Source organism: Clostridium akagii DSM 12554, assembly GCF_000686725.1.
GTDB lineage: Bacteria > Bacillota > Clostridia > Clostridiales > Clostridiaceae > Clostridium_I > Clostridium_I akagii.
Genome location: NZ_JMLK01000012.1, coordinates 92,199 through 106,022 on the forward strand (window position 1 = coordinate 92,199; position 13,824 = coordinate 106,022).

Annotated in this window: 11 protein-coding genes; all 11 read right to left on the minus strand. The window is 31.0% G+C overall.

The window, feature by feature from the left end; translation table 11 throughout:
* Positions 1-10 precede the first annotated feature (10 nt).
* Positions 11-4,339, minus strand: coding sequence for a PolC-type DNA polymerase III (locus BR66_RS0107145; protein WP_026882296.1), 4,329 nt, complete (start codon positions 4,337-4,339; stop codon positions 11-13).
* 18 nt (positions 4,340-4,357) lie between these two features.
* Entirely contained in the window at positions 4,358-5,413 is a 1,056-nt protein-coding gene (gene ispG, locus BR66_RS0107150; protein WP_026882297.1) for a flavodoxin-dependent (E)-4-hydroxy-3-methylbut-2-enyl-diphosphate synthase, read from the minus strand.
* A 12-nt stretch (positions 5,414-5,425) separates the two neighbouring features.
* Positions 5,426-6,436, minus strand: a complete 1,011-nt coding sequence (locus BR66_RS0107155; protein WP_026882298.1) for a M50 family metallopeptidase — start codon at positions 6,434-6,436, stop codon at positions 5,426-5,428.
* A 12-nt stretch (positions 6,437-6,448) separates the two neighbouring features.
* Positions 6,449-7,606, minus strand: coding sequence for a 1-deoxy-D-xylulose-5-phosphate reductoisomerase (locus BR66_RS0107160; RefSeq protein WP_026882299.1), 1,158 nt, complete (start codon positions 7,604-7,606; stop codon positions 6,449-6,451).
* 16 nt (positions 7,607-7,622) lie between these two features.
* On the minus strand, positions 7,623-8,582 hold the full coding sequence (locus tag BR66_RS0107165) for an AI-2E family transporter (RefSeq protein ID WP_026882300.1): 960 nt from the start codon (positions 8,580-8,582) through the stop codon (positions 7,623-7,625).
* A 230-nt stretch (positions 8,583-8,812) separates the two neighbouring features.
* Entirely contained in the window at positions 8,813-9,661 is an 849-nt protein-coding gene (locus BR66_RS0107170; RefSeq protein WP_026882301.1) for a phosphatidate cytidylyltransferase, read from the minus strand.
* Positions 9,662-9,672: 11 nt separating this feature from the next.
* Positions 9,673-10,446, minus strand: coding sequence for an isoprenyl transferase (locus BR66_RS0107175; protein ID WP_026882302.1), 774 nt, complete (start codon positions 10,444-10,446; stop codon positions 9,673-9,675).
* 140 nt (positions 10,447-10,586) lie between these two features.
* Positions 10,587-11,144 carry a ribosome recycling factor gene (gene frr, locus BR66_RS0107180; RefSeq protein WP_026882303.1) on the minus strand — a complete coding sequence of 186 codons (558 nt, stop codon included), beginning with the start codon at positions 11,142-11,144 and terminating at the stop codon, positions 10,587-10,589.
* A 16-nt stretch (positions 11,145-11,160) separates the two neighbouring features.
* Positions 11,161-11,871 (minus strand): UMP kinase, encoded by a 711-nt coding sequence (pyrH, locus tag BR66_RS0107185; RefSeq protein WP_026882304.1) that lies wholly within the window; start codon positions 11,869-11,871, stop codon positions 11,161-11,163.
* Between the two features lie 99 nt (positions 11,872-11,970).
* Entirely contained in the window at positions 11,971-12,894 is a 924-nt protein-coding gene (tsf, locus tag BR66_RS0107190; RefSeq protein WP_026882305.1) for a translation elongation factor Ts, read from the minus strand.
* Positions 12,895-12,966: 72 nt separating this feature from the next.
* Complete coding sequence (rpsB, locus tag BR66_RS0107195) at positions 12,967-13,668, minus strand: 30S ribosomal protein S2 (protein WP_026882306.1); 702 nt, start codon at positions 13,666-13,668, stop codon at positions 12,967-12,969.
* Between the last annotated feature and the right edge of the window lie 156 nt (positions 13,669-13,824).

Genomic DNA, 13,824 nt, shown 5'->3' on the forward strand with positions numbered 1-13,824 from the left:
AAAGTTCATATTACATGGTGAATAGTGATAATTGATTACTATCAGGAAGACCATGTAAACAGCCATGCTCTGCTAAAGTTATAACTGCGCTTTTAGATACCTTTGCTCTAAGTCTTAAATCTTCTTTTGAAATAAATTCGCCTAGTTTTCTTGCCTCAACTATACCTTTAGCGGCATTTTCTCCAACTCCTGTTAGTGAACTGATTGGTAGTCTAATTGAATCACCTTCAATTAAAAATTTAGTAGCACTAGATTTATATAGGTCAACCTTTAAAAATTTAATACCTCTTTTGTTCATTTCGTAAGATATCTCCAAAATAGTTAGTAGCCCTTTATCTTTTTGTGCTAAATTATTACCAAGTTCATATAGCTCTTTCATCTTTCTTTTTATAGCATCTTCACCTTGAATTATAAGATTGGCATCAAAATCGTCTGCTCTTACAGTAAAGTATGTAGTATAATATGCCCTTGGATAATATACTTTAAAATAAGCTATTCTAACTGCCATCATTACGTAAGCAACAGCGTGCCCTTTAGGAAACATATATTTTATCTTCTTACAGGAATCCACATACCAATCAGGGACATTTTTTTCTCTCATTGCTGCTTCATGTTCTTCTGATAAGCCCTTACCTTTTCTTACCTTTTCCATAATGGAGAAGGCTGTTTTAGGTTCTAAATCCATATGCATAAGATAAATCATTATATCGTCTCTTGTTGCTATACAATCTTTCAGTGTAGTATAACCTTCCTTAATATAGTACTGAGCATTATTTATCCAAACATCCGTTCCATGTGATAATCCTGATATTCTAACCAAATCTGCAAAGCTTTTAGGCTTGGTGTCAAGAAGCATTTGCCTTACAAATTTTGTTCCGAATTCTGGTAGCCCATAGGTTCCAACTTCACAATCTAATTCTTCCTTTGTTACCCCAAGTGCCTCAGGAGAATTAAATAAACTCATTACTTTTTCATCACCTAGTGGAATGCTTTTAGGATCAACACCAGTTAAATCTTGAAGCATTCTAAGCACTGTAGGATCATCATGTCCTAGAATATCTAGTTTCAGCAATCTACCACTTATAGAATGATAATCAAAATGTGTAGTTATAACATCAGATGTACTATCATCAGCGGGATGTTGTATAGGCGTAAAATTATATATTTCATTATCACTTGGTACTACCATAACTCCTCCTGGATGTTGACCTGAAGTCTTTTTTATTCCTGTGCATCCAAGGGTGAGTCTCTCTATTTCGGCCTGTGGTACAGTTATATTACGCTCTGCTAAATATTTTTTTACATAGCCGTAAGCAGTTTTTTCAGCCACAGTTCCTATGGTACCTGCTTTAAAAACATGCCCTTTACCAAATAAAACCTCAGTATATTTATGAACAACTGATTGATATTCTCCAGAAAAGTTAAGATCTATATCCGGTTCTTTATCACCATTAAATCCAAGAAAAGTTTCAAATGGTATATCGTGACCATCTTTTATATATTTTGAATCACAAACAGGACAATTTTTATCTGGTAAATCCGCTCCTGAACTTATTGATCCATCCGTAAAAAATTCACTATGTTTACATTTTGGGCATACATAATGAGGAGGTAAACCATTTACTTCCGTTATACTTGACATTGTGGCAACAAAAGATGAACCAACAGATCCTCTTGATCCTACCAAATATCCATCCTTAGCAGATTTAGCAACAAGTTTTTGAGCTATAAGGTATAATACAGCATAACCATTATTTATTATAGAACTAAGTTCTTTATCAAGTCTTTTTTGTACTACATCTGGAAGAACTTCTCCATATATAGAGTGTACCTTTTTTAATGTCATATCTCTAATGTCTTCCTCAGCACCAGGTATTTTGGGTGGGAAGGTTTCATCCGGTATTGGTTTTACATTTTCTATCATGTCAGCAATTTTTTGCGAGTTTGTAATAACAACCTCTTTAGCTTTTGTAGTACCTAAATATGAAAACTCATGAAGCATTTCTTCCGTGGTTTTTAAATATAAAGGAGGTTGATTATCTGCATCATCAAATCCTCTCCCTGACATAAGTATTTTCCTAAACGTCTCATCTGATGGATCTAAAAAATGTACATCCCCAGTTGCTACAACTGGCTTATCATATCTTTCTCCCAGCTCACATATTCGTTTATTTAAATCTTTTATTTCCGTATTATCTTTTACAATACCATTTCTAATCATAAAATTATTATTATCCAAAGGTTGTATCTCTAAATAATCATAAAATTTTATCATTTCTTTTAATTCTTCATCAGTTTTTCCATTTAATAAGGCCCTAAAAAGTTCACCAGCTTCACAGGCAGAACCTATGATTAATCCCTCTTTATGACTATTTATTAGGCTCCTTGGCATCCTTGGCCTTCTGTAAAAATAATCTAGGTTAGCTCTAGAAATTAATTTATACAGATTTTTAAGACCAACCATGTTTTTTACTAGAATAATTAGATGATAAGTTGGAAGTTTTTTAATATCCTGTTTTTTTAAAAATTCAGAATTTATATCCTGTAATTTAAAAAGATTGCTCTCCTCCAATTTATTAAAACACCATAACATAATTTCCGAGGCTGCTTTGGCATCATCTACTGCTCTATGATGATTTTCCAGTGAGATATCAAGATGTTTACATATGGTATTTAATTTGTATCTTTTTAGTTCTGGAATTAAAAATTTTGAAAGTAGTACCGTATCCATAACTGAATTTTCGCATTGTAGATTCATGTCTCTACAATTCTTTTTTATAAATGACACATCAAAGTTTGCATTGTGAGCAACTAAAATATCATCACCGATAAACTTCATGAATTCTGGTAAAACTTTTTCTATACTTGGTGCCTCTATTACTGTTTCATTGTTAATACTTGTAAGTTCAACTATTTTATCTGGGATTCTAATACCTGGATTTACAAATGTTGAGAAGGAATCAATTACTTTTCCCTCCTTTATTTTAACAGCACCAATTTCAATTATTTTATCATTTTTGCTTGAAAGTCCAGTAGTTTCTAAATCAAATACAACAAATGTATCACTAATTGTTTTTTCTTTAGCATCTATTATAATAGGTTCTCCATCATTGACTAAATAGGTCTCCACGCCATACAAAATTTTTATATTATTGCTTTTACCAGCCTGCATTGCCTCTGGATAAGCCTGAACTACGCCGTGATCAGTTACAGCTATGGCCTTATGTCCCCAGTCAGCAGCACGCTTAACAAGTTTTGAAACTGATGTCATACCATCCATTGCACTCATAGTAGTATGCAGATGAAGTTCCACTCTTTTGTCAATAGATGTATCCATTCGTTCTATTTTATTACACTTTACTATATCTCTACCCATAATCACTACATCTTTAGCAAATGTATCATAGGTTGCTTCTCCTCTAACCTTGCAATAAAGTCCTTCTTTCACCTCTTCTAAAAGTTTTTCAGTATCTTTAGGTCTTGGAAAACATTTTACAGTTATTGAACTAGTATAGTCAGTTATAAAAATTGTTACTATTTTTCGTCCAGATTTAGTTTCAATAATGTTCACTTTAAATATATCACCAAGAATTGTTATTACACCTGATGCTTCATCTATTGTACTTATTGGCACAGTCTCATTATTTATTGATTTACCATAAATAACAGAACTATTCTTTTGTTTTGGCTCATAATAAGTATTTTTATCAAATTTTTTTCTTTCCCCACCTGATTGACTAACAGATTGCTTTTCAGTACTAGTATGGTTTAAGTTATCAGAAATAATTCCTTTAATTATAGAATTTTCTACACTTTCTCTTTCTTTAAAGTAATCTTCTGATTCTATTTTTTCATCATATTCCATTTTAATATGAGATTTTACTGAAAACATGTCTTCTATGGTATGCTGTAATATCTTTTCTAATCCTTTATTTTTTAACAAACAAGTTATGAATTTATTGCCATTAATTATTCTTATATTATTTCCTTCACATAAAATGTTTGATTTTGACAGACAACCTTTGGCAATAGGTATAGCAGCAGAAACACTTCCTACTACATCTATCCAATGTTTGTTGCATATATCCTCAACAGTTATATTAGAAACATCCTTATAATAAACTAATTCCACTTTGGCCAGAAAATTAAATTTTTTTCCTACAGTAACTTTTAAATTGTTCAAACATTCTTTATCCAATTCATTTGTAGATTTTATAAAAACTTTAAGTATATTGCTTTTTTTAAGAAATTGAACTCTCAAAACTCTTATGTTTTCATCCATTAAAATGTCATTGGAATTAATATCATTATTAATTAATTGGACTAAGTTTGTACTCAAATTAATATGCCTCCAATGCTATGCCTCTATATTGTTTATTTCATTTATAAGTGCCTCAACTAAATCCTCTTCTTTAACCTTTTTTACTATTTCGCCCTTTTTAAAAATAAGTCCTTCACCTTTTCCACCTGCAATTCCTATATCTGCTTCCCTTGCTTCACCAGGTCCATTAACAACGCAGCCCATAATAGCTACTTTGATATTTTTTTTACAGCCAATTAGCCTTGATTCAACTTCTTTTGCAATATTAATAAGGTCAATTTGGGTTCTTCCACAAGTTGGACATGAAATAAATTGTATTCCCTCTGACAAAAGACCCACAGATTTTAATATTTCTTTTCCAACTTTAATTTCATCTACTGGATCTCCTGTAAGTGAAACCCTAATAGTATCACCTATACCTTCACATAGAAGCGTACCAATACCAACGCTAGATTTTATTGTTCCTCTCCAAACTGTTCCAGCCTCTGTTACACCTACATGTAAAGGATAGCTTACAAGTTTTGATATTTTTCTATAACTTTCAATCATCATAATTACATCAGATGATTTTATTGATATTACAATATCGTGAAAATCCACTGATTCCAATAATTTAACATGCTCCATAGCACTTTCCACTAGTGCATCTGAACATACTTTGCCATATTTTTTCAAAATTTCTTTTTCAAGTGATCCTGAATTAACACCTATTCTTATGGGAATACCATTTTCTTTAGCGGCACTAGCTACTATTTTAACCTTTTCATAACTTCCAATATTACCAGGATTAATTCTAAGGGCCGAAACACCATTTTTTATGGAACTTAATGCTAACTTATAATCAAAATGTATATCTGCAACTAGCGGTATATGTATCTGTTTAACAATTTCCTTTATAGCCATTGATGCAGCTTCATCTATAACAGCACAGCGCACAATATCGCATCCTGATTTCTCCAAATTTAAAATTTGATTTACAGTAGCATTTATATCCCGCGTATCGGTATTGGTCATTGATTGAACTGCTATTTTATTGTTACCGCCTATATATATATTTCCAACTTTTATACTTTTAGTTTTTACTCTCTCCACACTTAACATCCCCTAAAAATTAACAGGATATACTATATCTTTAAAGATTACTAACACCATAACCACCATTAGTACAGTAAATCCAATTGTATTTATTACTCCAATCTTGTTCTCATTTGCTTTCTTCCCTGACACTATTTCATACAAACACACAAGGACATAGCTACCATCAAGAGCTGGAAAAGGCACAAGATTCAATATACCAATTTGAGAACTTAAAAATGCCACTATGGATAAATAAGGTATTATTCCAGCTATAGCTGCTTTTCTCGTTATTTTTATTATTGTAACAGGACCTCCCACATCATTCATAGATGCTTGATGTGTGAATAATAACTTAAACCCAAGAAAGGCCTCCCGTACCATAGATATAGTTTCTTTAAATCCATAGTTTATGGATTGTAGTATATTAGGTTTTGCAACTACTTGACCTCCTATACCAACCATATATCTTCCAGTAGTTTTTTCTTTCATTGGCATCATATTATAACTTTTAACAACACCATTTTCTTTTACTTCAAGATTAATTTTATTATTTTTAGCAAGACCAATAAACACAGCAAAATCGTCCCAGGTCAAAATCCTAGAACCATTAACCTTATATATGGTAGCTCCCTTTTGAATTCCAGCACTTTCTGCTGGACTGTTTGGCACCAATGAATTTACTACCGGAAGCTCAAATCCAGCAATTGCTCCGATTGAAATATATATCATAACAGCTAACAAAATATTCATAAGTGGCCCTGCTATTACTATACTTAGTCTTCTAAGTGGAGATTTATTGTTAAAAGCTCTTGGATCCTCACTTTTATCCTCATCACCTAACATTTTAACATATCCACCGATTGGAAGTATCCTTATAGAATACTGAGTTTCTTTACCACTAATAGAAGCTAGTTTCGGACCCATTCCTATGGAAAATTCCTCAACTTTTACATCATTGAGCTTTGCTAACACAAAGTGGCCTAGTTCATGTATTATAATTAAAACACCAAAAGCAATTATTGCAGCTAAAATATACAAAAAACAAACCTCCTATAAATCATATTTATTTTCAACATAATTTCTTACATTTTTGTCCCAGTCAAGAATCATATCTGCGTCTACATTTTTTTCATATTGAAATTTATTAAGAGAATCCTTAATTATATCTTCAATCTGCAAAAAAGTAATTTTATTTTCCAAAAATAATTCTACAGCAACCTCATTTGATGCATTTAAAATTGTTGGAACATTACCTCCAATTTTCCCTGCTTCATATGCCAATTTAAGGCAACCAAAAGTATCCATGTCTGGTTTTTCAAAGGTGAGTTTTCCTAGGGAATAAAAATCTAAGGTTTCAACAATTCTTTTTCCTCTTAGGGGAAAATTAAAAGCATATTGTATTGGTAATCTCATATCTGTAGTTGCCATTTGAGAAATAATGCTCCCATCACAGTATTCAACCATTGAGTGTATTATACTTTCTGGGTGAACAATCACTTGGATATTTTCATAGGGTATATTAAATAATGAATTAGCTTCTATAACCTCAAGTCCCTTATTCATTAAAGTAGCAGAATCTATAGAGTTTTTTTTACCCATATTCCACTTAGGATGATTCAATGCATTTTCTGGGCTTACCCCTAAAATTTCATCCCTTGATTTACCTCTAAAAGGTCCACCTGATGCAGTAAGTAATATTTTTGATACTTCATTGTTTTTATTTCCTTGAAGACATTGAAATATTGCACTATGCTCTGAATCCACAGGAAGTATTTTTACTCCGGCCTTTGCTGCTTCCCTCATAACTATTTCACCACCGACTACAAGGGTTTCCTTATTTGCAAGAGCAATGTCCTTTTTAGCTCTAATTGCATTGATTGTTGGTATAAGACCTATCATACCCACTACTGAAGTAAGAACAATGTCAGCTTCGGTAGCTGTAGCCACTTCATTTAATCCTTCCATTCCAAATATAACTTCTATATCTTTTTTATTTTCTTTGCAATAATCTTTTACTTTTTCATACCCATGTTTGTCAGTGATGCCGATTATCCTTGGATTAAATTCATTTATTATATCTATGATTTTTAAATAATTTTTATTTGCACTAGCTGCAACTAATTTGAAATTTTTTTTATCATTTCTCAAAATATCTAAAGCTTGCGTACCTATGGAACCTGTAGCTCCTAAAATAGAAATATTTTTCATTATTATCGCTCCTAACTTATGATGTGACAATTTCCTTAGCAATAAGAAGGTATATTGGGCCTACAATTAATCCAATCATTCCAAAGACTTTACTACCTATATATATAGATATAAGAAACAGCAATGGATGAATTTGCAAATTCATGCTCATATATTTAGTTTCCATTATCTGTCTGTTAAATTGAAGCAAAATATACAAAAATATTAGACCCATTGCTATTATATATTTTTTTATGTAAATCTGATAAATTACTAGTGGCAAAAATATTAATAGTGTTCCAACATAGGGCAATATGTCTAATATGCCACATAATACCCCCCAAAACACAGCGCTATCCACTTCAAGAATAACAAATCCACAAATTGTTTCTGCCGTTGTAATTATCACTAATAAAAATTCAATAACTACTATATTTTTTACTTCTATAGCCTTCTTTTTTATCAATGTTACCTTGTTATCAGATATATAGCTTTTGATATATTTTACTATATCACAATAATCAACTAAAATAAAGTATGTAGATATATTGCCCACAAAATAGGATATAATGAAATCAGTGGTAATAAAAGCTCCTTTTTGCATAATTCTAAAATTCAAGGATTCAATAATATAAGCTTTAACCTTCAGTGCAATATCATCTATTTTTAAGTATTGAACTATAGGCAAATGCTTGTCTATTTCTCCTATAGTAACGTTATTACAAAAATCTGAAATGAAATATTTGATCTTAATTATCAAAATACTACCACTACAAACAATTGTGAAAAACATAATTACATTTACGGTTATGATGGTTATTATTGCATTTACCTTATTATTAAATATATTATATTTCATCAATACTTTATATATAGGCGCTGATAGTAGAAGTAATATTATTATAGAAAAAAATGGATTAAAATATTCTTTTATAATTAGGTCTAAAATTATAAAAAAGATTAATAGTAAAATACATTTTGCCGATTTTTTGTACAATATATTTCCTCCCATAATTATGCTTACAGGGTATTATATTCAAAATAAATCATCAATAGCAGTAATACTTACGGAAAAGTACAAAAGTTTATGTTAAAAATCAGGGCATATTTTGTATCAAATCCCTAAATCACTAAAATAGGAATGTACATAGATTTGTTTACACAACCCTACTTACATTCCTATATATTTTCAGTATCTATTAAAGATTTCAACTTGTGACTTTCCTGTTATATGTTTAAAATAAAACTTACATAATAATAAACTATCACAGAAGAAAATAAGATGCTATCAAACCTATCTAAAATTCCGCCGTGACCGGGTATTAATTTACCATAATCCTTAACATTAACATGCCTTTTTATTGAAGATGCAGCCAAGTCTCCGAACTGAGAGAAAATGCCACTTAATATACCTATAAATGCATAATGAATTAAGCTAATATGTAGTAATTCCATATTAGTGCCATATGTGTTAATTAATTGTCCAAATATCATACACGATACAGTACTTCCTAACATTCCACCTATGGAACCTTCTACTGTTTTATTAGGACTTACCTTAGGACAAAGCTTATGTTTACCCTGCTTACCTAAATATTTTCCAGAGTAATAAGCTGCGGTGTCACACATCCACGATGATATAAAAATAATCCAAACAAAATATTTTCCAATATCTACATTTGTATTCATAACAGTTTTGTTTTTAATATTTACTAATACAATAAAGCTAAAAAACACTGCCACATATATAAATCCTAGCATAGTTACTGAAATATCTATAAAATTATATTTTGTATTTATTGTTGGTATACAAAACATTATAAATACTGCAAATGTGAATATTAAAATGGTATATTTAAAATCCATATTATTGCTCAGAACTATATAATATATAATACACATTATATAGCCAACTACACTTATTGGATTAATTTCTTTAGATTTAATTACTTTATAAAATTCGTACATTCCTAGCAGCGATAAAATAGCGATTAAAACCCTTAAATATGTTCCCCCTAGTAATAGAAACAATGCTAGTGGCGTCAAAATAATTGCTCCAATATATCTTTTATTCATAATATTCACCTCTACTTTACTTTACCAAAACGCCTATCTCTATTTTGATAGTCGTATATGGCTTTATATAGATACTCAACTGTAAAGTCAGGCCACATTACATTACTATACCAAAATTCCGAGTAAGCACATTGCCAAAGAAGAAAATTGCTTAATCTTTGTTCTCCACTTGGTCTTATTATTATATCAGGATCAGGAATTCCAGCTGTATATGTGTAATCACTAAAATCCTTCTCAGTTAAATTTTCAACATCTTCTGCATTCAACTTACCTTTTTTATAATCAGCGAAAACATTTTTAAATGCATATAAAATATCTGCTCTTCCACCATAATTCAAAGCCAAATTTAAAACTAATCCAGTATTATTTTCTGTTTTTACTTTTGACTCCTGTAGAACTTCTATGCAAGGCTTCGGCAATTTAGATATATCACCAATGGTTTTTACTTTTACATTATTTTTATGAAGATTATTAAGTTCTTTTCTAAGATATTCAACTAATAATTTCATTATTGTACTAACCTCATCATTAGGTCTTTGCCAATTTTCTGTAGAAAATGCATAAAGTGTCAAATATTTAACGCCTATATCACTTGCACCTCTAACTATTTTATTGATGTTTTCTACACCAGCCTTGTGTCCCATTGACCTAGGTAGTCTTCTTTGTTCAGCCCAACGTCCATTACCATCCATTATAACTGCTACATGACATGGAATATTATCAGCATCCAGAACCATTTCATCTGGATTAAGTTTTGAATTTTTTGAAGTTGTAAATTTCCACATTTAAAACACCCCCATCATTAAATATCCCATTCATAATATTTATAAATTTTAATAAAACCTGCGCCAGCGCAGGTTTTATTAAAATTAAGCATCTGAAATAAAATATACTAGTATACTGACTTGTTATTTTTAAAAGTGCTTTATACAGACATTACTTCTATTTCTTTTATCTCTAGTATTTTATCTATTTCTTTTATATAATTATCCGTTTTCTTTTGGATATCATCTTCGCTTTTTTTTAATTCATCTTCTGTAATATCATTATCTTTCTTCAATAATTTAATTTTATCATTAGCATCTCTTCTTATTGATCTAACTGCAACTTTAGCTTCCTCGCCAGTTTTCTTAACATTTTTCACAAGATTTTTTCTAGTTTCCTCTGTAAGTTCAGGAATGGTAAGCCTTATAACTATACCATCATTTGAAGGATTCAAACCTAAGTCTGATACTTGTATAGCTCTTTCTATGTTTTTAATTGAAGTTCTATCATAAGGTTGAATTAGTAAGACTCTTGGCTCTGGACTGGATACATTTGCAAGCTGGTTTAGCGGAGTTATGCTGCCATAATATTCTGCCTGAATTCTGTCTAGCATAGCTGGATTTGCTTTGCCAGCCTTCATAGATGAAAGGTCCCTTTTTAAAATAGAGATTGTTTTAGTCATTTTTTCTTCAGCATTACTAATAATATCTTTTATCATAAAGATCCTCCTAAAATTATTTTGATACTAATGTACCTATTTTTTCACCTGAAACAGCTTTAAGTATATTTTCTGGATCATCAAGTCCAAATACTAAAATTGGTATTTCATTGTCCATACAAAGTGAAGTTGCTGTTGAATCCATAACTTGCAAACCTTTTTCCAGTACTTCCATATAAGTTAGTTTATCAAATTTAACAGCATCACTATATTTATGAGGGTCCTTATCGTAAACTCCATCAACCTTTTTAGCTAATAATATTACATCTGCTTCTATTTCTGCAGCCCTAAGTGCTGCTGTAGTATCCGTTGAAAAGTATGGATTACCAGTACCTGCACCAAATATAACAACTCTACCTTTTTCTAGATGCCTCATTGCTCTTCTTCTAATAAATGGTTCAGCAATTTGTTTCATTTCTATTGCAGTTTGTACTCTTGTATATACGCCAATACTCTCTAATGAATCTTGAAGTGCCATAGCATTTATACAAGTGGCAAGCATACCCATATAATCAGCAGTAGTTCTATCCATTCCTTGACCTTGTCTGCCTCTCCAAATGTTTCCACCACCAACTACAGCTCCAACTTCTATACCCATATCAACTATCTGTTTTATCTGATACGCAATTTTTTTTGCGACATCAAAGTCAATACCATATCCATTTTCACCAGCCAATGCTTCACCTGATAATTTTAGCATTATTCTCTTATATTTCATAGTTTTCATATTAAACTCTACCTCCAAATAAGTAGTTCCAAACAAAATAATCTTTTTATTGATTATATTACTTTAAAAAAAGAGAACACCCAGTGTTCTCTTTTTTTACTATTTTCCCTGTTGCATCTGTCTTTGAACTTCTTCAGCAAAATTTTCCTCAACTTTTTCTATACCTTCTCCTCTTTCGAATCTAGAGTAAGAAACTATAGATATAGGTGAACCTACTTCTTTTGATTTTTCTTCAAGTAATTTTGAAATTGTTAAATCAGAGTTTTTTACCCAAACTTGATCTACAAGACAAACTTCTTTAAGGTATTTTTTAATTCTTCCCTCAACCATCTTGTCAACAATTTTTTCTGGTTTTCCTTCATTTAATGCCTGAACTCTATAAATTTCTCTTTCTTTATCTAAAGCATCAGTATCAACTTGATTTTCATTTAAGAATAAAGGATTCGCTGCAGTAATTTGCATACAAATATCTTTTGCTAGTTCTCTAACTACTGAATTTTGAACTGATGAAGCTAGTTCTACAAGAACCCCTATTCTTCCACCACCATGGATATAGCTTTGTACTACTCCACTCTCCGCATTATACCTTGTGAATCGTCTAACCTTCATGTTCTCTCCAAGCTTAGATATTAATCCACTAATAGCTTCAGTAAGCGTAATATTTTCATCTGCTAAATATTTTTCATTCATTAATTCTTCAACAGTGTTAACTTCACTTAAAGCAACCATTTTTGCTATATTATTTGATAAGTCACAAAAAGCTTCGTTTGCTGAAACAAAATCCGTTTCACAGTTAACTTCTGCAATTGCTCCTATCTTACCATCTTCGCTAACATATGTTGCAACTAAACCTTCAGCTGCTACTCTACTAGCCTTTTTTGCTGCTGCTGCTAATCCTTTTTCTCTCAATATCTCTATTGCCTTTTCAATGTCACCATTTGATTCTGTTAAAGCCTTTTTACAAGCCATCATTGCAGAACCTGTTCTATCTCTTAATTCTTTAACCATACTTGCGGAAATCATATTTATTCCTCCGTTCATTTTATAGCTATAGAAAATGAAGAAGTAACCCTCTTCATTTCATTTTAATATTATTTATTCAGCTAATTGCTCGCCTTGTCTTCCTTCTATAACAGCATCCGCCATTTTAGCAGTAATTAATCTTACGGCTCTTATAGCATCGTCATTTCCTGGTATAACATAATCAATTTCATCTGGATCACAGTTAGTATCAACTATAGCTACTACTGGTATACCTAAAATCTTTGCTTCAGAAATAGCATTTTTTTCTTTTCTTGGATCTACTATAAACAAAGCACCAACTTTATCTTGAACCATGTTTCTAATACCACCAAGATTTTTAACTAGTTTTTCTTGTTGATTTTTAAGTTTTATAACTTCTTTTTTAGGAAGGACTTCGAAAATTCCGTCTTCTTCCATTTTTTGTAATTCTTCAAGTCTATTTATTCTAGTTTTTATTGTCTTGAAGTTTGTTAGCATTCCACCAAGCCATCTGTTATTAACAAAATGCATACCTGATCTTGTTGCTTCTTCTGATATAGCCTCTTGTGCTTGTTTTTTTGTACCTACGAATAGTACATCTTTTCCCTCTTCTGAAACACTTTTTATAAAATCATATGCTTCATCAACTTTTTTAACAGTCTTCTGCAAATCGATAATATAAATACCATTTCTTTCTGTGAAAATGTATCTAGCCATCTTAGGATTCCATCTTCTTGTTTGATGTCCAAAATGAACACCAGCTTCTAATAATTGTTTCATTGATATAACTGACATAATTAATAAACCTCCCTGGTTTCTTCCTCCATCATCTTCATACACATAAATGACCTTTCGGCACCAATTTACATGTTGGATGATGTGTGTATTTTTACTTAAATAGTGTAACATATTTATGCTAAATATTCAACATATATTTATACTATTATCAAA